At 71.8% G+C, this 19,481-nt stretch carries 16 protein-coding genes; 9 read left to right on the top strand and 7 right to left on the bottom strand.

Features of this window, described 5'->3' with window-relative positions:
• The first annotated feature begins 24 nt into the window (after window positions 1–24).
• Entirely contained in the window at window positions 25–1,515 is a 1,491-nt protein-coding gene (locus ACSBPH_RS14905; RefSeq protein WP_442575099.1) for a sensor histidine kinase, read from the top strand.
• Window positions 1,516–1,657: 142 nt separating this feature from the next.
• On the opposite strand, the gene ACSBPH_RS14910 is transcribed toward ACSBPH_RS14905, so the two are convergent.
• Window positions 1,658–1,906, bottom strand: coding sequence for a WhiB family transcriptional regulator (locus ACSBPH_RS14910; RefSeq protein ID WP_039397845.1), 249 nt, complete (start codon window positions 1,904–1,906; stop codon window positions 1,658–1,660).
• A 254-nt stretch (window positions 1,907–2,160) separates the two neighbouring features.
• On the opposite strand from ACSBPH_RS14910, the gene ACSBPH_RS14915 reads away from it, so the two are divergent.
• The gene (locus ACSBPH_RS14915) at window positions 2,161–2,550 is read left to right on the top strand and encodes a histidine kinase (protein ID WP_442575100.1); all 390 of its coding nucleotides are present in this window, start codon (window positions 2,161–2,163) and stop codon (window positions 2,548–2,550) included.
• 18 nt (window positions 2,551–2,568) lie between these two features.
• Here the strand turns inward: ACSBPH_RS14915 and bcp are convergent, their stop codons facing one another.
• The 3 genes from bcp to aroA are packed head-to-tail and all read right to left on the bottom strand — an operon-like array spanning window position 2,569 to window position 5,516.
• Window positions 2,569–3,039 carry a thioredoxin-dependent thiol peroxidase gene (gene bcp / locus ACSBPH_RS14920; protein WP_442575101.1) on the bottom strand — a complete coding sequence of 157 codons (471 nt, stop codon included), beginning with the start codon at window positions 3,037–3,039 and terminating at the stop codon, window positions 2,569–2,571.
• A 51-nt stretch (window positions 3,040–3,090) separates the two neighbouring features.
• A complete protein-coding gene (gene rsgA / locus ACSBPH_RS14925; protein ID WP_442575102.1) occupies window positions 3,091–4,146 on the bottom strand; it encodes a ribosome small subunit-dependent GTPase A in 1,056 nt (351 codons plus the stop codon).
• The gene (gene aroA / locus ACSBPH_RS14930; RefSeq protein ID WP_442575103.1) at window positions 4,143–5,516 is read right to left on the bottom strand and encodes a 3-phosphoshikimate 1-carboxyvinyltransferase; all 1,374 of its coding nucleotides are present in this window, start codon (window positions 5,514–5,516) and stop codon (window positions 4,143–4,145) included. Before aroA ends, rsgA begins: the two co-directional genes overlap by 4 nt.
• 47 nt (window positions 5,517–5,563) lie before the next feature.
• Between aroA and ACSBPH_RS14935 the strand changes: the two genes are divergently transcribed.
• Both ACSBPH_RS14935 and ACSBPH_RS14940 read left to right on the top strand, forming a co-directional pair.
• Entirely contained in the window at window positions 5,564–6,268 is a 705-nt protein-coding gene (locus tag ACSBPH_RS14935; RefSeq protein ID WP_442575104.1) for a sigma-70 family RNA polymerase sigma factor, read from the top strand.
• A complete protein-coding gene (locus ACSBPH_RS14940; RefSeq protein ID WP_442575105.1) occupies window positions 6,265–6,507 on the top strand; it encodes an alpha-ketoglutarate decarboxylase in 243 nt (80 codons plus the stop codon). Before ACSBPH_RS14935 ends, ACSBPH_RS14940 begins: the two co-directional genes overlap by 4 nt.
• Window positions 6,508–6,564: 57 nt before the next feature.
• On the opposite strand, the gene ACSBPH_RS14945 is transcribed toward ACSBPH_RS14940, so the two are convergent.
• Window positions 6,565–7,470: a diacylglycerol kinase gene (locus ACSBPH_RS14945; RefSeq protein ID WP_442575106.1), complete on the bottom strand. Its 906-nt coding sequence runs from the start codon at window positions 7,468–7,470 to the stop codon at window positions 6,565–6,567.
• Window positions 7,467–9,092, bottom strand: coding sequence for an FAD-binding oxidoreductase (locus tag ACSBPH_RS14950; protein WP_442575107.1), 1,626 nt, complete (start codon window positions 9,090–9,092; stop codon window positions 7,467–7,469). The genes ACSBPH_RS14945 and ACSBPH_RS14950 overlap by 4 nt, the downstream gene beginning before the upstream one ends.
• Window positions 9,093–9,127: 35 nt before the next feature.
• Between ACSBPH_RS14950 and ACSBPH_RS14955 the strand changes: the two genes are divergently transcribed.
• Together ACSBPH_RS14955 and ACSBPH_RS14960 are read left to right on the top strand one after the other, a co-directional pair.
• On the top strand, window positions 9,128–9,721 hold the full coding sequence (locus ACSBPH_RS14955; protein WP_442575108.1) for a helix-turn-helix domain-containing protein: 594 nt from the start codon (window positions 9,128–9,130) through the stop codon (window positions 9,719–9,721).
• Complete coding sequence (locus ACSBPH_RS14960) at window positions 9,718–11,268, top strand: glycerol-3-phosphate dehydrogenase/oxidase (RefSeq protein WP_442575109.1); 1,551 nt, start codon at window positions 9,718–9,720, stop codon at window positions 11,266–11,268. The genes ACSBPH_RS14955 and ACSBPH_RS14960 overlap by 4 nt, the downstream gene beginning before the upstream one ends.
• A gap of 226 nt (window positions 11,269–11,494) precedes the next feature.
• Here the strand turns inward: ACSBPH_RS14960 and ACSBPH_RS14965 are convergent, their stop codons facing one another.
• Complete coding sequence (locus ACSBPH_RS14965; RefSeq protein WP_442575110.1) at window positions 11,495–15,247, bottom strand: multifunctional oxoglutarate decarboxylase/oxoglutarate dehydrogenase thiamine pyrophosphate-binding subunit/dihydrolipoyllysine-residue succinyltransferase subunit; 3,753 nt, start codon at window positions 15,245–15,247, stop codon at window positions 11,495–11,497.
• Between the two features lie 175 nt (window positions 15,248–15,422).
• Here ACSBPH_RS14965 and ACSBPH_RS14970 point away from each other — a divergent pair, with 175 nt between their 5' ends.
• From ACSBPH_RS14970 to ACSBPH_RS14980, 3 genes are all read left to right on the top strand, one after another.
• Entirely contained in the window at window positions 15,423–16,886 is a 1,464-nt protein-coding gene (locus ACSBPH_RS14970) for a GuaB1 family IMP dehydrogenase-related protein (protein ID WP_442575111.1), read from the top strand.
• Window positions 16,887–17,042: 156 nt separating this feature from the next.
• Window positions 17,043–18,368, top strand: a complete 1,326-nt coding sequence (locus ACSBPH_RS14975; RefSeq protein ID WP_442575112.1) for a hemolysin family protein — start codon at window positions 17,043–17,045, stop codon at window positions 18,366–18,368.
• On the top strand, window positions 18,365–19,423 hold the full coding sequence (locus tag ACSBPH_RS14980) for a hemolysin family protein (RefSeq protein ID WP_442575113.1): 1,059 nt from the start codon (window positions 18,365–18,367) through the stop codon (window positions 19,421–19,423). Before ACSBPH_RS14975 ends, ACSBPH_RS14980 begins: the two co-directional genes overlap by 4 nt.
• The last annotated feature ends 58 nt before the right edge of the window (window positions 19,424–19,481 follow it).

Below are 19,481 nucleotides of genomic sequence, written 5' to 3' on the forward strand. Positions count from 1 at the left end.
GCGCGAAGACTTAGGCTGAGAGGCGTGTCGACCCTCAGCGATCTCGTTTACGCCCAAGGACGCTCGAGCGAGGCCGATGTCGAGTGGCTCCACCGCCTCGCCGGCGACGGCCAGCTGCTGGCAGACCTCGCCTTCGCCGACATCGTCATCTGGGTGCCGACCGCCGACGACTCGTTCATCGCCGTCGCCCACACGCGCCCGAGCGGCGCGGCCACGCTCTTCTATCGCGACATCGTGTCGGACCGCGTGCGGCCGCAGTGGCGCACGCAGGTGCGCGACGCGTTCCAGAGCATGCGCATCATCGATTCCGCCTCGCCCGACTGGTTCGAAGAGACGCCGACCCGCGTGCGCGCCGTGCCGATCGTGCGCGCCGGGAAGCCCGGTGAGGAGCAGCGCGCCATCGGCGTGCTGACCCGGCACACCAACCTCGGCGAGACGCGCACGCCGTCGCGTCAGCAGATCACGTTCAACGACTGCGCCGACGAGCTGTTCGGCATGATCGCGTCGGGCGACTTCCCCGATCTGACGGCTCCGACTTCGCCCCGCCGCGGCGCCCCCCGCGCGTCGGACGGGCTCATCCGCCTCGACGTCGACGGCATCACGACCTTCGCGAGCCCCAACGCCCTCTCGGCCTTCAACCGCCTCGGCTTCGACGACGAGCTCGAGGGGGAGTCGCTCGTGCAGGTCGTGACGAGCATCCTCCCGGCAAAGCGGCAGTTCGACGAGTCGCTCCCCGTCGTGGTGGCCGGCCGGGCCCCGTGGCGCGCCGACATCGAAGCGCGAGGCGTCACCGTGAGCCTGCGCACGATCCCGCTCCGCGACCACGGGACGCGCATCGGAGCGATCGTGCTGTGCCGCGACGTCACAGAGATCCGCCACCAGGAGCAGGAGCTCATCACCAAAGACGCGACGATCCGCGAGATCCACCACCGCGTCAAGAACAACCTCCAGACGGTCGCCTCGCTCCTGCGCATCCAGGCGCGCCGCTCGCACACCGACGAGGCCCGCGAGGCGCTCACGCAGGCGATGCGCCGTGTCTCGGCGATCGCCGTCGTGCACGACACGCTGTCGGAGGGCCTCGCCCAGAACGTCGACTTCGACGACGTCTTCGCGCGTGTGCTCAAACTCGTCGCCGAGGTCGCCGCCGCGCCCAATACGCGGGCGCGCACCCGGACGACGGGCCGGTTCGGCATCCTCCCGAGCGAGTACGCGACGCCCCTCGCCCTGGCCCTCACCGAGCTCGTGACCAACGCGGTCGAGCACGGGCTGGCGGGGCAGGAGGGCGATGTCGAGATCGCCGCGGAGCGCAACGACGAGAGCCTCGAGGTCAGCGTGCGCGACACGGGCGCGGGTCTGCCCGAGGGTCAGGTCGGCCGCGGCCTCGGCACGCAGATCGTCCGCACCCTCATCCAGGGCGAACTCGGCGGCACGATCGACTGGCACACGATCATGGGCAGCGGCACCGAGGTCACGATCGAGATCCCGCTGCGCTACATCGAGCGCAGCGCCCGCTGAGCATAGGGGCGACGGATGCCGAGGCATCCGTCGCCTGAGGGGTCGCCCACGGCGCTGCCCACGGCGAACGCCTGTCCTCGATGCGAGGCGAGTCAGGCCGCTCGGTGGGTCAGAGCGCGTGGCGGGTCAGGAAGCCCGCCGGTCAGGACGCGCGGCGGGCGCGGGCGGCGCGGCGCTTGAGGGCGCGACGCTCGTCTTCGGAGAGTCCACCCCACACGCCCGAGTCCTGTCCGGTCTCGAGGGCGTACTGCAGGCAGATCTCGGTGACGGTGCAACGGGCGCAGACCGCTTTGGCCTTCTCGATCTGGTCGACCGCGGGGCCGGTGTTGCCGACAGGGAAGAACAGTTCGGGGTCGACTGTCAGGCAGGCGGCTTTGTCGCGCCAATCCATGGTGGTGCTCCTTGATGACGGGGGAGATGTCGGGGTTCAGAGCCCGGATTCGGGTCCGATACCCTGTGGGAGATGCGAGCGATTGCTCGCCCCACGTCGCTGTGGGAGCACACGGCTTCACCTATGATCCCATGAGGTGCCCTGAAGGATCAAGGGTTCCCGAACGTCATTTGGCTGAACAGCCTGAGCATTCCCTCCGAGGCATGCCGGCGAGACGCCCATCCGGGCGCGTCAGATCGAGGAAAAGCACAGGAATGCGAACACACTCCGCCGCGCGTGTCGCGGCCGTTCTGGTCGGGCTCGAGGCGCTCGCGGTGTTCGCCATCGTCGCGTGGCAGATCGCGGCGCTGGCGGGCGGAGACACCGAGTCGGCGACGAGCGCGATCGCCCTCATCGTGCTCACGGCGGCCGGGGGGATCCTCCTCGCGGCGTTCGCGTTCGCGGTGTGGCGCGGGCAGTCGTGGGGCCGCTCGGGCGGGATCGTCGCTCAGGTGCTGATCCTCGCCGTCGCGCTGGGCGCGGCGACCGGCGCCTACGCCCATCCGACGACGGGCCTCGCTCTCGCGATCCCGGCGATCGTCACGTTCGTGGCACTCGTGCTCGCGGCGCGGGCGGCACGACCCGACCGCGACGACTCCGCCTGAGAGCGTCCGCCCGCGCTGTCAGTCCGCCTGCACAAGGGTGCGCAGCCGCGCCACGTGACCGGTCGCCTTGACGTTGTACAGCGCGTGGGCGACGCGGCCCTCCTCGTCGATGACGAAGGTCGAGCGGATGACGCCCTCGACGAGCTTGCCGTAGTTCATCTTCTCGCCCCACGCGCCGTACGCATCGTGGACGGCGTGGTCGGGGTCGCTCAGGAGGTCGTAGGTGAGCCCGTCGCGCTCGCGGAAACGGCGCAGCTTCTCGGGCTCGTCGCGCGAGACGCCGAGGATCGTGTAGCCCGCGGCCTGCAGGGGAGCGAGGCTGTCGCGGAAGTCGCACGCCTCCGTGGTGCAGCCGGGCGTCATAGCCTCGGGGAAGAAGAAGAGGATGACGCGGCCCCCGCGCAGGTCGCGCAGAGCCACGGACTTCTCGTCCTGGTCGACGAGGGTGAAATCGGGGGCGGGGTTGCCGGGTTGGAGGCGAGCGGTCATGCCTCCAGCCTAGGCGGGCCGCCGCACGCCGGCGCGGCAGCGCCTCGGACGCTAGGGCTGAGCCCGGCTGCGCTCGGCGAAGGTCTCCAGCAGTCGCTGCAGCGAATCCAGCCGCGCCGCCCCGCGCTCTCCCAGCCGGCCCTCCTGCACGGCCTCGACGATGGCGCAGTCCGGCGCGTCCGGCAGGTGCGTGCACCCGCGGGGGCACTCCTGCGCGATCTCGTCGAGCTCGGTGAAGGCCTTGAGGATGTTGGCGGGGTCGACGTGGCCCAGCCCGAATGAGCGCACGCCGGGGGTGTCGATGACCCAGCCGCCGCCGCCCTCGCCGCGGTAGCGGAGCGAGACCGTCGAGCTCGAGGTGTGCCGGCCGCGACCGGTCACGACGTTGACGTGGCCCGTGGCGCGCTGCGCCGTGGGGACGAGGGCGTTGACGAGCGTCGACTTGCCGACGCCGGAGTGGCCGACGAAGACGGTCGAGTGCCCCACCAGCGCCTGGCCGATCCGCTCGACGGGCATCTCGTCCCGCGCGCTCGTGAAGACCTCGAGGTCGAGCCCGTCGAAGTGCGCGAGGAAGCCGGAGGGGTCGGTGAGGTCGGTCTTGGTGACGACGAGAAGGGGACGGATGCCGGCATCCAGCGCCGCGACGAGGTACCGGTCGACGAGCCGCGGCCGCGGCTCGGGGTCGGCGGCTGCGACCACGATGAGCATCTGGTCGGCGTTGGCCACGACGATGCGCTCGACCTGATCGGTGTCGTCGGCGCTGCGGCGCAGGAGCGACGTGCGCTCCTCGATCCCGACGATGCGGCCGAGCGTGCCCCCGTCGCCGGACGTGTCGCCCACGATGCGGGCGCGGTCGCCCGTCACGATCGGCTGCTTGCGCAGCTCGCGTGCGCGCATCGCGACGGCCTCGTGCTCGTCGGGGGTGTCCTCGCCGATCAGGACGGCGTAGCGTCCGCGGTCGACGCCGAGCACGCGCCCGATCCGGGCGTCGCTGTGGGCGGGACGGCGTTTGGTCCGCGGCCGGTTCGCCTTGGGGTTCGGACGGACCCGGATGTCGGCTTCGTCGAACTCCTCGTCGTCGTCATCGGTGTCGTCCAGCCAGCTCACGATGCCTGCAGCGCCTCCGGACGCGGGGTCGCGTCATCCGATCCGCCTTCGAGCATGCGTCGCCACAGCTCCGGGAACTCGGGCATCGTCTTGGCGGTCGTGCCGATGTCGTCGATCTCGACGTCGGGCACCGCGAGCCCGATGATCGCGCCGGTCGTGGCGAGGCGGTGGTCGTGGTGCGCGCGCCAGCGGCCGCCGTGCAGGGGGCGCGGGACGATGCGGATGCCGTCGGGCAGCTCCTCCGCCTCGCCTCCCAGGGCCCGCAGCTCAGCCACGAGGGCGGCGATGCGGTCGGTCTCGTGGCCGCGGATGTGCCCGATGCCGTAGAGGGTCGTCGGGGTGTCGGCGAAGGCGGCGAGGGCCACGATCGTCGGGGTGAGCTCGCCGGCGGCGGAGAGGTCGAGGTCGACCCCCTGGATGCCGTGGGCCGCGGTCACCGTGAGGGTGCCGCCGCGACGGACGACCTTCCCGCCCATGAGCGAGAGGATGTCGGAGAGCATCGCGCCCGGCTGCGTCGAGTGCGCGGGCCAGCCGGTGACGGAGACCGAGCCGCCGACGACCATCGCGGCCGCCAGGAACGGCGCCGCGTTGGAGAGGTCGGGCTCGATCGCGACCTCCTTGCCGCGGAGGGGCCCGGCGGGGACGACCCACTCGCCCGCGGCGGGACGCTCGACGTGCACGCCGCGGTGCGCGAGGGACTCGATCGTCATGTCGATGTGCGGCATGCTCGGCAGGCGCTCGCCGCGGTGGATGAGGTGCAGCCCGACGTCGAATCGGGGCGCGGCCAGGAGCAGCCCGGAGACGAACTGGCTCGAGGCGCTCGCGTCGATGACGATCTCGCCGCCGCGGACGTGGCCGTGGCCGCGCACGGTGAAGGGGAGCGTCCAGTGGCCGCCGTCGTCGATGTCGACGCCGACGTCGCGCAGCGCCTTGATCATGGCGCCCATGGGGCGGTGGAGGGCCGTCTCGTGGGCGGTGATGGTGACTTCGCCCGCGGCGAAGCCCGCGAGCGCGGAGACGAACCGCATGACGGTTCCGGCCTGGCCGGCGTCGATGACACCGCCCGCGCGGAGCGGCCAGCGCGGCGTCACGACGAGGTCGGGGCCGAAGGGGCCAGAGGCCGCTTCTCCCACGATCGAGACGCCGAGGGCCTGCAGCGCCTCGATCATGCGCGTCGAGTCTTCGGAGTGGAGGGGCGCCGTGAGGCGGCTCGGAGAGTCGGCGAGGGCCGCGAGGATGAGCTCGCGATTCGTGAGCGATTTGGATCCGGGAACCGTGACGGTCGCGGACAGGGGGCCGCGCGCGACCGGCGCACGCCAGGCGCCGCGCGGGGGGCGCGGGGGAAGGGGGGAATACCCGTCGGCTGTCATCGGTTCCTACACTACTGAACCGCTTTGTCGAAACCCCTGAGGAGCCCATGATCGCAACACTCGATCGCACGCTCGTCGGGCTCCCGGAAGTCCTGGAGTCGCCCGACGTAGACTGGCGCGTGATGAACGATCAGGCCCAGGCCGAGCCGGATGTCCGCGCGCAGTTCGAGGAGCAGGCGCTCCCCTACATGGACCAGCTGTACGCGGCCGCGATGCGCATGACGCGCAACCCCGCGGACGCGGCCGATCTGGTGCAGGAGACCTTCGTGAAGGCCTTCGCCTCGTGGAAGACCTTCACGCAGGGCACGAACCTGAAGGCGTGGCTCTACCGGATCCTCACTAACGCCTACATCAACACCTACCGCAAGAAGCAGCGCGAGCCGTATCAGGGCACGATCGACGAACTCGAGGACTGGCAGCTGGGAGGCGCCGAGTCCACGACCGCCACGAGCACCCGATCGGCCGAAGCGGAGGCGATCGACCGGATGCCGGCATCCGTCGTGAAAGACGCGCTGCAGTCCATCCCGGAGGACTTCCGGCTCGCGGTGTACCTCGCAGACGTCGAGGGCTTCGCGTACCAGGAGATCGCCGACATCATGAAGACCCCCATCGGAACGGTCATGAGTCGTCTGCATCGTGGCAGGCGGATGCTTCGTGAACTGCTGTCCGATTACGCCAGCGAGCGCGGCATCGACACCGCGCCCGCGAAGGACCGCGGCAGGAAGACTGCCGCCTCGAGGAGCACGAAATGACCGATTGCGGCTGTGAGAAGGCGCGGCGCGATCTCGAGGAGTACCTGCGCAACGAGGTCTGCAAGACGCAGCACTCGGACATCGCCGAGCACCTCGAGAACTGCGTGGAGTGCCGCGACGAGGCGCTCGTCGCGCGCACCCTCACCGAGGTCGTCGCGCGCGCGTGCAAGGAGACCGCTCCCGAGCAGCTGCGCGACCAGGTGATCGCGCGTCTGCTCGAGGTGCAGGCGACCCACTGACCCTGCGGGGCCGCTGACCGGCGGCCGCCGCCGCCTCGTGCCGCGCAGGCGGCCGGTTCAGACGGCGGGCGCGAAGACCCGCAGCGCTCCCGGCGCGACGTCGATCGTGAGGGGGAGCGCCCCGACCGGGTCGCCGTCGGCGTAGGCCGTCACGCCGGGCGAGCTCAGCGACACCGAGGTGGCGCGGCGCATGAGGACCTCGGGCACCGCGGCGTGCGTGCCGCGGTAGACGCGCGGGATCAGCCGCGCGAGGCGGAGGCGCCCCGCGGGCCGCACGAGCGTCACGTCGAGCAGTCCGTCGCCCGGGTCGGCATCGGGACAGATCGGGATGCCGCCGCCGTACATGGCGGTGTTGCCGACCGTCGCCATCACGAGGTCGCCGTCGATGCGCTCGAGCGTGCCGTCGGCCAGGCGCAGCTCGACGCCGAAGGGGATGCCGCCAAGGCGCAGGAACTCCAGCGCGATAGCGATCGTGTAGCGCGAGCCGCCCCGCGGCCACGTCATCGCGTTGGCGCGGTCGTTGACCTTCGAGTCGAAGCCGCTCGCGAGGACGGATGCGAAGAACTGCGCCGAGCCGTCGGCGCGCGTGATGAGGGCGAGGTCGAGCGCGCGGATCGTCCCCGCGGCGATGAGATCGGCCGCCGCGATGGCGTCGAGCTCGTGGAGGCCGAGAGCGCCGGCGAAGTCGTTGCCCGTGCCGGAGGGCACGATGCCGAGGGGCACGCCGGTGTGCGCGAGCTCCTGCACGGCGAGGCTCACCGTGCCGTCGCCGCCCGCGACGACGACGGCGTCGGTGCCGAGGTCGATCGCGGTGCGCAGGAGGGCGCTGGACTCTGAGGCGCTGCCGCCGCTCACGATCGTCGTCCGCACGCCGATCTCGCGGAGCCGATCCGCCGCGGCCATCGCCGCCCCCGTGTGTGCGCCGGAGCGCGCCGCGGGGTTGACGAGCATCGTGACGTTCATGCGCCGGCCTGCTGCGGCACGAGGACGCCGGGGTTCATGATGCCGGTCGGATCGAAGACGTCCTTGACGGCGCGCAGCGCCGCGACGCCGAGCGGGCCGATCTCGGCCTCGAGGTACGGGCGGTGGTCGCGCCCGACGGCGTGGTGGTGCGTGATCGTGCCGCCGGCGGAGCCGATCGCGAGGGACGCGGCATCCTTCGCCCTCTGCCATTGCGATGCGGGGTCGGCCGTGAGCGCCGCGACGACCGTGAAGTACAGCGAGGCGCCCGCGGGGTACACGTGCGAGATGTGGCACATGACGATGGGCTTCGTGCCGTCGGCGGTGAGCGAGCCGACGAGGGCGTCCGTGACGGCCGTCTTGAGGGCGTCGAGGCGAGCCCACGTCGAAGCGGTCTCGAGGGTCTCGGCGAGGACGCCGATGTCGAGGAGCGCGTCGCGCAGCGCGGGGGAGGCGAAGCGCCCGCGCTCCCAGGAGCGGGCGGGGTCTTCGCCGCGGGAGCGGCCGCCGTGGGCGGTGAAGACGGCGTCGAGCGCGTCGCGCACGCCGCGGGCCTCGGCATCCGTCGCCCCCTCGGCGGTCGCGACCGCGAGGCACCCGCGAAGGCGCGTGAGGTGGCCGCCGATGGTCGCGTTGACGCGCGTCTCGGACGCGTCGCTCAGCCGCAGGACCGTGGGACGGATGCCGCGCTGCGTCGCCTCGCGGAACGCGGCCGCCCCCGACTCGAAGTCGGGGAACGTCCATGCGGCGTAGGCCGTCGCGGCGGGGACGGGTCTGATGCGCACCGTGACCTCGGTGAGGACGCCGAACGCGCCCTCCGACCCGAGGAAGAGCTCGCGCAGGTCGGGGCCGGCCGCGCTGGCGGGAGCGCGGCCGAGCTCGAGGTCGCCCGCCGGCGTCGCGACGCGGAGGGCATGGACGAGATCGTCGAAGCGGCCGTACCCGCGGGAGGCCTGGCCGCTCGAGCGGGTGGCGGCGAAGCCCCCGATCGAGGCGTAGCGGAAGCTCTGCGGGAGATGGCCGACCGTGTAGCCGCGGGCGGCGAGGAGCTCTTCGGCCTGCGGGCCTGTCGTGCCGGCGCCGAAGGTCGCCAGGAGCGACGTCTCGTCGAGGGCGAGGAGAGCCGCCGTGCGGGACAGGTCGAGTGCCACGACGGCGCGGTGGCCGCCGCGCTCGGGCGCCACACCGCCCACGACGCTCGTGCCGCCGCCGAACGGCACGACGGCGATGCTGCGGGCCGCACACAGCCGCAGCACGGCGAGCACCTCGTCGTGCGAAGCGGGGGAGGCGACGGCGTCGGGAGCGACCTGAGGGTCGCCCTGGCGCCGCGCGAGGAGGTCGGGCGTGCTCTTGCCCCCGAGGTGGAGCAGGCGCGCGTCGTCGTCGCGGGTCGCGTGCACGGCCCCGAGGAGGTCGCCCAGGGCGGCCAGGTCTTCGTCGGTCAGCCGCGACGGCGTGAGTGCGGGGCGGACCCGCCGCGGCACGGGATGGGCCTTGCCGGGAAGCACCGTCGAAACGAGCGCACGCGCGCCGGCGGGAAGACGCGCGGGCTCGTCGCCCCACGCGTCCCAGTCCGAGCGCTTCGCGGGCGGCGGCACGGCGAGGGGCGGCGTCGGCGATGACATGGGCGACAGTATGACACATTCTGTATGGTTGTCACATGGCACCGACGCCGACCCGCATCGCCCCGACCCGGGGCACGTCCGTCGAGACCGAGGGCGCGCTCCTCGACGCCGCGCTCGCCGAAGTGCTGGCCCACGGGATCCGCCGGACCACGGCATCCGACATCGCCCGCCGCGCGGGAGTCTCGCGCCAGACCCTCTACCGCTACTGGCCCGACGCGCAGGCGATCTTCGCCGCGCTCGTGACGCGCGAGCTCATCGCGGCACTTCCCGCCGACACGTCGCCGCGCGATCTCGACGCGCTGCTGGACCTGCTCGTGTCGACAGCGGATGCCGTGCGACGGATGCCTCTCCTCGGCCGCCTGCGCGACACCGACCCCGAGCTTCTCAGCCGGTACCTCCTGACGCGCCTCGGCACGAGCCAGCGGGCCGTGCACGCCGACCTCGCGCGGCGGATCCGGGCAGGACAGCGGGCGGGATACGTGCGCGGGGGCGACGTCGACGCGCTCGCCGCGACGACCCTGCTCATCGCCCAGTCGGCCGTGCTCTCGGCGCCGCTCGTCGAGGAGTGGCTACCCGCCGACAGGTGGGCGGGGGAGCTCCGCCGCGCCCTCGCGGGGTACCTCTCGTGAAGATCGTCGGCCGGACGCCCGAGTCGTCGGCCCTCGACGCGGCCCGCCGGGCGAGGGAGCTCGGCCGGCTCGGCGACGATCCGCGCGTGGACGTCGTCGTGATCGGCGGCGGCATCACGGGCGTGGGTGTCGCGCTGGATGCCGCGAGCCGGGGTCTTCGCACGGTGCTCGCGGAACGCCACGACCTGGCGCACGGGACGAGCCGCTGGAGCTCGAAGCTCGTGCACGGCGGGCTGCGCTATCTCGCCTCGGGGCAGATCGGAATCGCGCACGAGAGCGCGGCCGAGCGGCACCTGCTCATGACACGCCTCGCCCCGCATCTCACGCGGTCGCTCGCGCAGGTTCTGCCGCTGTATGCGCCGGGACATGTGTCGCAGGGTGCACTCATCGGCGCGGGCTACGGCCTCGCCGACGGCCTCCGGCGCTTCGTGGGCACGCCCGACGCCGTGCTGCGCTCGCCGGGTGCGATCGGCGTCGCCGAGACCCGCCGCCTCGTCCCCGGCGTCCGCACGGACCACCTGCGGGGCGCTATGCGCGGCTGGGACGGGCAGCTCATCGACGACGCCCGGCTCGTCGTCGCCGTCGCGCGGACGGCCGCGGGGTACGGGGCATCCGTCCTCACCCGCGTCGAGGCGGTCGAGGCGTCGGGAGACCGCGTGCGCCTGCGCGACACGCTGTCGGGCCGGGAGCTCGAGCTGCACGCGCGCGCGGTCGTCAACGCGACGGGCGTCTGGGCGGGGGAGCTCGACCCTGCTGTGCGGCTGCGCCCCAGCCGCGGGACGCACCTCGTCGTCGAGACGACGCGGCTCGGCGGATCGGATGCGTCGCTCACCGTCCCGGTGCCGGGCTCGCGGAGCCGCTTCATCTTCACCCTCCCCGCCGTGCACGGCCGCACCTACATCGGCCTGACCGACGTGCCCGCCGACGGGCCGATCCCCGATGTGCCGCACGCGACGGATGCCGAGATCGACCTGCTCCTCGACACGGTCGGCACGGTGCTCGCCGAGCCGCTCACGCGCGCTGACGTCGTGGGGACGTATGCGGGGCTCCGCCCGCTCCTCACCTCGGCGCGCGGCGACGACGAAGACACGAGCGACCTCTCACGGCGGCACGCGATCCTCGAGTCCGCGGACGGCCTGCTGACGATCGTGGGCGGCAAGCTCACGACGTATCGCCGCATGGCCGAGGACGCCGTCGACGAGGCGATCCGCCGGCGCCTCCTTCCCGCGCGGCCGTCGGTCACCCGCACGCTCCCGCTCGTCGGGGCGTGGCCGCGGGCCCGGCTCGACGAGATCGGGGCGCCGGCGCGCTACGTGCGCCGCTACGGGGCCGAGGCGCCGTTCGCGGCGGCGCTGCCCGACGGGCCGTCCGCGGCGCGCGGAGTCACGGCGCAGGAGCTGGAGTGGGGCGTCGCGGTCGAGGGAGCCCTCACGATCGACGATCTGCTCGAGCGCCGCACGCGGCTCGGACTGGTCGAGTCCGATCGCGAGGAGTCGACGGATGCCGCGGCCGCCGCCTTCGCGCGCCGAGGCGTCGAGCCGGTCTGACCCGTCCGCCCGGCCCGCCCGGCCCGCCCGGCCCGGCCCGCCCGGCCGCGAGCGCCACACTTTCCTGCGAGCGCGCCGTCGCACGACGGCGCGCTCGCAGGAAAGTGCCGCGCTCGCTGAATCCGGCCCGACACCGGCCATCCACCGGCCCGACACCGGCCGGGCGGCCGGAACGGCGAAGGGCCGCCACCGGAGTCGGCAGCGGCCCTTCGTGACGCGCTCGGCGTCAGCTCTGCGACGAGGTCGTCAGCGCCTTCTTCATGAGCTGCGCGTGCTCCATCGCGTGGACCTTCGGCGAACCGGTCGCCGGCGACGCGGCGGCGCTGCGCGAGATGCGCCGGATCGTGCGGCCGTGCAGGTGCTTGACGACCTCGAGCGCGATGAACGGCCACGCGCCCTGGTTCTCGGGCTCGTCCTGCACCCAGTACAGCTGCGCATCGGGGTAGCTGTCGATGACGGCGTTGAGCTCGTCGATCGGCGCCGGGTAGTACTGCTCGAGGCGCACGAGGGCCACCTCGGGGTTGGGGTTCTTCTCCAGCTCGGCGCGGAGGTCCCAGTGGATCTTTCCGGCGTGCAGCAGCACCCGCGTGACCGCGCTCTTGTCGATGCCGCGGTCGTCGTCGAGCACGGGCTGGAAGGCTCCGGTCACGAAGTCCTCGACCGGGCTCGTCGCGCCGCGCAGGCGCAGCATCGCCTTCGGCGTGAAGACGATCAGCGGGCGGCGCGGGCGGGCGTAGGCCTGCCGGCGGAGCAGGTGGAAGTACGACGCCGGCGTCGACGGACGCGCGACGGTCATGTTCTCCTGCGCGCACAGCGAGAGGTAGCGCTCGATGCGGGCCGACGAGTGGTCGGGGCCCTGGCCCTCGTAGCCGTGGGGGAGGAGCAGAACGACGCTCGACTGCTGGCCCCACTTCTGGTCGGCAGCGGAGATGTACTCGTCGATGACCGACTGGGCGCCGTTGGCGAAGTCGCCGAACTGGGCCTCCCACAGCACGAGCGAGTCGGCGCGTTCGACCGAGTAGCCGTACTCGAATCCCATGGCCGCGTATTCGCTCAGGAGCGAGTCGTAGACCCAGAAGCGTCCCTGGCTCTCCGACAGGTTCGCCAGCGGGATCCACTCCTGCCCGTTCGCGCGGTCGTGGAGGACGGCGTGACGCTGCACGAACGTGCCGCGTCGCGCATCCTGACCCGCGAGGCGGACGTTCGTCCCCTCCATGAGGAGCGAGCCGAAGGCGAGCAGCTCGCCGAAGCCCCAGTCGATGCCGCCGTTGCGGCTCATGTCGAGGCGCTTCTCGAGCAGCTGCTGGAGCTTCGCGTGCACCGTGAAGCCGTCCGGCTTGTTGACGAAGGCATCGCCGATGAGGTTGAGGATCTCGGTCGGGACGCCGGTCGTCTCGGGGGCGCCCGTGACGGGGGCGGATGCCTCGGCATCCGTCACCACCTGGTTCGTGCCCGTCGCGGCGGCGTGCGTCTCGGCGAAGGCGATCTCGAGGCCGTTCTGGAAGTCGAGCTTGGCCTTCTCGTACTCCTCTTCCGTGATGTCGCCGCGGCCGACGAGGGCCTCGGTGTAGAGGCGACGGACGGAGCGCTTGGCCTCGATCAGGTTCGTCATGAGCGGCTGCGTCATCGACGGGTCGTCGCCCTCGTTGTGTCCGCGGCGGCGGTAGCAGACGAGGTCGATCACGACGTCGCGGTGGAACTCCTCGCGGTACGCGAAGGCGATCTGCGCGACGCGCACCACGGCCTCGGGGTCGTCGCCGTTCACGTGGAAGATCGGCGCCTGGATCGTCTTGGCGACATCGGTCGCGTAGATCGAGCTGCGCCCGTCGGACGGGGTCGTGGTGAAGCCGACCTGGTTGTTGACCACGACGTGGATCGTGCCGCCGGTGCGGTACCCGCGCAGCTGCGACATCTGCAGCGTCTCGACGACGACGCCCTGGCCCGCGAAGGCCGCGTCGCCGTGGACGAGGATGGGCAGCCACGAGAACGTGCCGATCGGCTTGCGGTCCTGCTTGGCGCGCGCGATGCCCTCGAGCACGCCGTCGACGGTCTCGAGGTGCGAGGGGTTGGCCGCGAGCAGGACGGGGAGCTCTTCGCCGCCGTCGGCGACGAACGTGCCCTCGGTGCCGAGGTGGTACTTCACATCGCCCGAGCCGCGCTTGCTGCCGACGGCGACCGAGCCCTCGAACTCGCGGAACACCTGGCCGTACGTCTTGCCGGCGATGTTGGTGAGCACGTTGAGGCGGCCCCGGTGGGCCATGCCGATCGCGGCGCCGTCCAGGCCCGACTGCGCGGCGCCCTGGAGGATCTCGTCGAGGAGCGGGATGAGCGACTCGCCGCCCTCGAGGCTGAACCGCTTCTGGCCGACGTACTTCGTCTGCAGGAAGGTCTCGAACGCCTCGGCCTGGTTGAGCTTGGAGAGGATGCGCAGCTGCTCGTCGTGGCCGGGCTTCTGGTACTTGACCTCGACGTGCTGCTGGAACCAGGCGCGCTGACCGGGGTCCTGGATGTGCATGTACTCGATGCCGATCGTGCGGCAGTACGAGTCGCGGAGGACGCCCAGGATGTCGCGCAGCTTCATGATGCGCTTGCCGCCGAAGCCGCCCGTGACGAACTCGCGGTCGAGGTCCCAGAAGGTCAGGCCGTGGTTCTCGATCTCGAGGTCGGGGTGCGTGCGCTGGATGTACGCGAGCGGGTCGATGTCGGCCATGAGGTGGCCGCGGACGCGGAAGGAGTTGATGAGCTCCTGCACGCGGGCGGTCTTGTCGACGCGCTCGGCGATGTCGACGTTGATGTCGCTGGCCCAGTGGATGGGCGCGTACGGGATGCGGAGCGCCGCGAAGATGTCTTCGTAGAAGCCGCGCTGGCCGATGAGCAGCTCGTGCACCTTCTTGAGGAACTCGCCCGACCCCGCGCCCTGGATGACGCGGTGGTCGTACGTGCTCGTCAGGGTGATCGTCTTGCCGATTCCGAGCTCGACGAGGGTCTTCTCGCTCGAGCCCTGGAACTCGGCCGGGTACTCGAGCGCGCCCGCGCCGACGATGCAGCCCTGCCCCTTCATGAGACGGGGGACCGAGTGCACCGTGCCGATGCCGCCGGGGTTGGTCAGCGAGATGGTCGTGCCCTGGAAGTCGGCCGCCGTCAGCTTGTTGCCGCGGGCGCGCGTGATGAGGTCTTCGTAGGAGGCCAGGTACTCGCCGAACGAGAGGGTGTCGGCGCGCTTGATGCTCGGGACGAGGAGCGAGCGCGTGCCGTCGGGCTTGGGGAGGTCGATCGCGATGCCGAGGTTGACGTGCGCGGGGGCCACGACCGAGGGCTTGCCGTCGATCTCGGCGTAGAACACGTTCTGGCTCGGGAACTCCTTGAGCGCCTGGATGATCGCCCAGCCGATCAGGTGCGTGAAGCTCACCTTGCCGCCGCGGGTGCGCGCCATGTGGTTGTTGATCACGATCCGGTTGTCGATCATGAGCTTGGCCGGGACCGTGCGCACGCTCGTCGCGGTGGGAACCGTGAGCGACTCGTCCATGTTGGCCGCGAGCGTCTTGGTCATGCCGCGGAGGACCGTGACGTGGTCCTCCTCGGTCGGCGCCTCGCCGGTCGAGGGCACGGCGGCGGGGGCCTGCGCGGGGATCGGCTGGTTCGCGGCGGGCTTTGCCGTCGTGCGCGCGACCGGCTGCGCGCCGACGACCGGGATCGGCGCGGTCACCGGATGGGCGTCGGATGCTGCGGGCCGGCCCTGCGGGGGCGTCGCGGGGGCGGCATCCTGAGCACCTGCGGCGGGCGTTCCCGCAGCGGGCGCTGCGGGCGCCTCGGCGGCCGCCTCACCGGACGGCCGGTAGGTCTCGAGGATCGGCCACCATGCCTTGTCCACGGAGTTCTTGTCGACCTTGAACTGCTCGTACAGCTCCTCGACGAGCCATTCGTTCGCTCCGAACTCTCCCTCGCTCGAAACCCCGACGCCCGTCACCTGGCTAGACACGGTAGATCGCCTGCTTTCATCAGTGATGATCCTCGACGTGCGGGGCATGAGACGGCCCACACGCACGACTGTCAAGCGTAACCCAGTCTGTCCAGGCGATCCCTGGACGAAGCGGCGCCCGGGCGCAAGTTCGCGCATCATTATTCCCACAGGAAGAAATCACTAGCCTTGATGCGTGGAGTTCTACGGTGAACGGCCCGACGTCGATCTGACCTACTCGGACGTCTTCCTGGTGCCGCGAAGGTCGTCGGTCACGAGCCGCCTCGATGTCGACCTCGCCCCGGGCGACGGCACTCCGGCGACGATCCCGCTCGTCTCGGCGAACATGAACTCGGTCACGGGCGCCCGTCTGGCCGCGACGCTCGCGCGCCGCGGAGGGCTCGGCGTCCTCCCGCAGGACATGCCCCTCCAGGAGCTGGATGCCGCGATCCGCTGGGTCAAGGCGCAGCCGGTGATGTGGGACACCCCGCTCGTCCTCCCGCCCGAGGCCACCGTCGCCGACGCGGCACGGCTCCTCCCCGCCACCGACGGGCACGGCATCGTCGTCGCGCCCACCGCGACGCATGCGGAAGGCATCCGCATCGAGGAGATCCTCGGCGTGATCCCCGCGACGCGTCTGGGCACGGCGCTGCCCGACGCGCGACTGGGCGACCTCGCCCGCGGCCACGCGGTCTCGATCGATGCCGACGACGTCGAGACCCCCCGCCACGCGTTCGACCTCATCGTCGGCGCAGGAGCCGAGACGGTGTGCGTCCTCCACCACGGCTTCCTCGTCGGCACCCTCTCGCGGCGGACGGCGCTGCGCTCCACGCTCTACCGGCCCGGGGTCGACGCCGACGGATGCCTCGGCGTCGCCGCGGCCGTCGGGATCAACGGCGATGTCGCCGCCAAGGCCAAGGCCCTCGCAGCCGCGGGCGTCGACGTGCTCGTCGTCGACACGGCGCATGGGCACCAGGAGGGCATGCTCACGGCGCTGCGCGCGGTGTCGGAGCTCGATCTCGGCATCCCGATCGCCGCCGGCAACATCGTGACGGCCGAAGGCGTGCACGACCTCGTCACCGCCGGCGCCGACATCCTCAAGGTCGGCGTGGGCCCCGGCGCGATGTGCACGACGCGCATGATGACCGCCGTCGGTCGCCCGCAGTTCTCGGCGGTGCTCGAGACGGCCGAGGCCGCGCGCGTCATGGGTGCGCACGTGTGGGCCGACGGCGGCGTGCGCTATCCGCGCGACGTCGCCCTCGCGCTCGCGGCGGGCGCGGCATCCGTCATGATCGGCTCGTGGTTCGCGGGAACGATCGAGGCCCCCGGCGAGCTGCAGGTCGACGGCGCGGGCCGCGCGTACAAGGAGTCGTGGGGCATGGCGTCGACCAAGGCCGTGCACGAGCGGTTCGGACGCCTCGACCCCTACGAGCTCGCGCGCAAGGAGCTCTTCGCCGAGGGCATCTCGTCGTCGAAGATCTACCTCGACCCCCTGCGACCGAGCCTCGAGGACCTGCTCGACATGATCACCTCGGGCGTCCGGTCGTCGTTCACCTACGCCGGCGCCTCGACCGTCGCGGAGTTCCACGAGCGCGCGCAGGTGGGTCTGCAGTCGGCCGCCGGCTACGAAGAGGGCAAGGCGCTCCCCGTCAGCTGGTAGCCGGGGGACGGATGCCGCGGGCCGACGCATCCGTCGGCGCTCGGCCGGGCGTGCGGCCGAGGCCCTGCCGTAGACTGTCGGGACGATGGACGACCCTCCTCCTGACAGACGATCGCCCCACCGACCCGCCTCCCGTTCGAACGGGGGTGATGCCTGATGGAGTACGTCATGCTGGGCGTGGGGCTCCTGCTCACCATCGGGACCGGACTGTTCGTCGCGAGCGAGTTCGCCCTCGTCAACCTCGATCGCGCCGATCTGGAAGCGCGCCGTGAGCGGGGCGAGTCCCGGCTATCGCTCACGATCAACGCCCTCAAGATCACCTCGACGCACCTGTCGAGCGCGCAGCTGGGCATCACGCTCACCACGCTCCTCACCGGTTACACGATGGAGCCAGCGATCTCGAGCCTGCTCGCCCCGGTCTTCACGTCGTGGGGCCTGCCGTCGGGGATGGTCGCGCCCGTCTCGGTGTTCATCGGGGTCGCCGTCGCGACGATCCTGTCGATGATCCTCGGCGAGCTCGTGCCGAAGAACTTCGCGCTCGCGCTCCCGCGGCAGACGGCGAAGCTCGTCATGCCCTTCCAGGTCGGGTTCACGACCGTGTTCCGTCCCGCGATCGCCGTGCTCAACGGGAGCGCGAACGGCGTGCTCCGCTCGATCGGCGTCGAGCCGAAAGAGGAGCTGTCGGGGGCGCGGACCGCCGAGGAGCTCTCGAGCCTCGTCCGCCGCTCGGCGAGCGCCGGCGTGCTGGAGGAGGACACGGCATCCCTCCTCGATCGCAGCCTGACCTTCGCGCGGCTCACCGCGGCCGACGTCATGACGCCGCGCCCCAGCATCCACGCCCTCCAGGCGGGTGCTTCCGCCGAGGAGACGATCCAGCTCGCGCGCCGCACGGGGCACAGCCGCTTCCCCGTCTACGACGACTCGATGGACGACATCGTCGGCATCGTGCACCTCAAGGCGGCCGTCGGCGTGCCGCGCGACCGCCGCGCGGACGTTCCCGTCGCGGCGCTGTCGACCGACCCCCTGCGCGTGCCCGAGGCCGTGCATCTCGACGCGCTCGTGTCGGAGCTGCGCGCCCGCGGCTACCAGATGGCCGTCGTCGTCGACGAGTACGGCGGGACGGCCGGCGTCGTGACGCTGGAAGATCTCGTCGAGGAGATCGTCGGCGAAGTCCTCGACGAGCACGATCGTCGCCGCGCCGGAATCGTGCGCCTGGACGGCGGCGTGCTCTTCCCGGGCGAGCTGCGTCCCGACGAGCTCCTGGATCGCACCGGCATCCGCGTGCCCGAAGGCGAGGTCTACGACACCGTCGGCGGCTACCTCATGAGCGTCCTCGAGCGGATCCCCGCCGTGGGCGACGTCGTCGAGGTCGAGGACGGCACCCTCGCCGTGCAGCGGATGGACGGCCGGCGCGTCGACCGCGTGAGGTTCACCCCCACCCCGATGCCTGAGACCGCCGGCGACGAAGGGGGCGAGCGATGAACGACTGGGCAGGCATCGCCTGGCTGTTCGTGCTCCTGGCCGCGAACGGCTTCTTCGTCGGCGCCGAGTTCGCCGTGATCTCCGCCCGGCGCTCGCAGATCGAGCCGATGGCCGAGAAGGGCTCGCGTTCGGCCAAGACCGCGCTGTACGCGATGGAGCACGCGACGCTCATGCTCGCGACCTCGCAGCTGGGCATCACGATCTGCTCGCTGCTGATCCTGAACGTGTCGGAGCCGGCGATCCACCACCTGCTCGCAGGGCCGCTGGGGCTCACGGGCCTGACCGAGACGACGGTCGACGTCATCGCCTTCGTCATCGCGCTCGTGGTGGTGTCGTACCTGCACGTCGTGTTCGGCGAGATGGTGCCGAAGAACCTCGCGTTCTCGGTGCCCGACCGCGCCGTGCTCATGCTCGCGACGCCGCTGGTGTGGGTCTCGAAGCTCTTCCACCCCGTCATCGTGTCGCTGAACTGGCTCGCCAACAGCGTGCTGCGCCTGTTCCGCGTCGAGCCGAAGAACGAGGCCGCCTCAACCTTCACCCTCGACGAGGTCGCGACCATCGTGAACCAGTCGCGCATCGAGGGCGTCCTCGACGATGCGGCGGGAACGGTCGCGGCCGCGGTGGAGTTCACCGACAAGAAGGCGAAGGACGTCGCGGTGCCGCTCCACGACCTCGTGACGCTCCCGCAGCAGACGACGGCCGACGAGATCGAGCGCGCCGTGGCCAAGCACGGGTTCTCGCGCTACGTCATCGTCGACGACGACGGCGTCCCCGTCGGGTACGTGCATTTGAAGGACGTGCTGCGGGCGGCGGAGGGTCCGGATGCCGCGGCCGACGTCGTGCGTCCGCTTCCCGCCAAGCGCATCCACCACATGGTGCCGGTGCTCGAGACGACCGACCTCGAAGACGCCCTCGCGCTCATGCGCCGTGCCGGCCGCCACCTCGCGCAGGTGCGGACGCCGGAGGGCGAGACGACGGCCGTGCTGTTCCTCGAGGACATCATCGAGGAGCTCATCGGCGAGATCCAGGACGCGACCCGCCGCGGCCTGCGCTGACGGACGAGGGGCCGGCGCCGCAGCGCCGGCCCCCGGCATCCGTCTCCGGCTTCTCTCG

This window comes from Microbacterium sp. F51-2R, from assembly GCF_052180235.1.
GTDB lineage: Bacteria > Actinomycetota > Actinomycetes > Actinomycetales > Microbacteriaceae > Microbacterium.

What these genes read in the sequence shown, in the direction of transcription:
- ACSBPH_RS14915 (WP_442575100.1), top strand. Translation starts at nt 2,161, where the DNA reads ATGCGAACACACTCCGCCGCGCGTGTCGCGGCCGTTCTGGTCGGGCTC.
- aroA (WP_442575103.1), bottom strand. Translation starts at nt 5,516, where the DNA reads ATGACAGCCGACGGGTATTCCCCCCTTCCCCCGCGCCCCCCGCGCGGC.
- ACSBPH_RS14945 (WP_442575106.1), bottom strand. Translation starts at nt 7,470, where the DNA reads ATGAACGTCACGATGCTCGTCAACCCCGCGGCGCGCTCCGGCGCACAC.
- bcp (WP_442575101.1), bottom strand. Translation starts at nt 3,039, where the DNA reads ATGACCGCTCGCCTCCAACCCGGCAACCCCGCCCCCGATTTCACCCTC.
- ACSBPH_RS14950 (WP_442575107.1), bottom strand. Translation starts at nt 9,092, where the DNA reads ATGTCATCGCCGACGCCGCCCCTCGCCGTGCCGCCGCCCGCGAAGCGC.
- ACSBPH_RS14975 (WP_442575112.1), top strand. Translation starts at nt 17,043, where the DNA reads ATGGAGTACGTCATGCTGGGCGTGGGGCTCCTGCTCACCATCGGGACC.
- ACSBPH_RS14910 (WP_039397845.1), bottom strand. Translation starts at nt 1,906, where the DNA reads ATGGATTGGCGCGACAAAGCCGCCTGCCTGACAGTCGACCCCGAACTG.
- ACSBPH_RS14955 (WP_442575108.1), top strand. Translation starts at nt 9,128, where the DNA reads ATGGCACCGACGCCGACCCGCATCGCCCCGACCCGGGGCACGTCCGTC.
- ACSBPH_RS14940 (WP_442575105.1), top strand. Translation starts at nt 6,265, where the DNA reads ATGACCGATTGCGGCTGTGAGAAGGCGCGGCGCGATCTCGAGGAGTAC.
- ACSBPH_RS14980 (WP_442575113.1), top strand. Translation starts at nt 18,365, where the DNA reads ATGAACGACTGGGCAGGCATCGCCTGGCTGTTCGTGCTCCTGGCCGCG.
- ACSBPH_RS14935 (WP_442575104.1), top strand. Translation starts at nt 5,564, where the DNA reads ATGATCGCAACACTCGATCGCACGCTCGTCGGGCTCCCGGAAGTCCTG.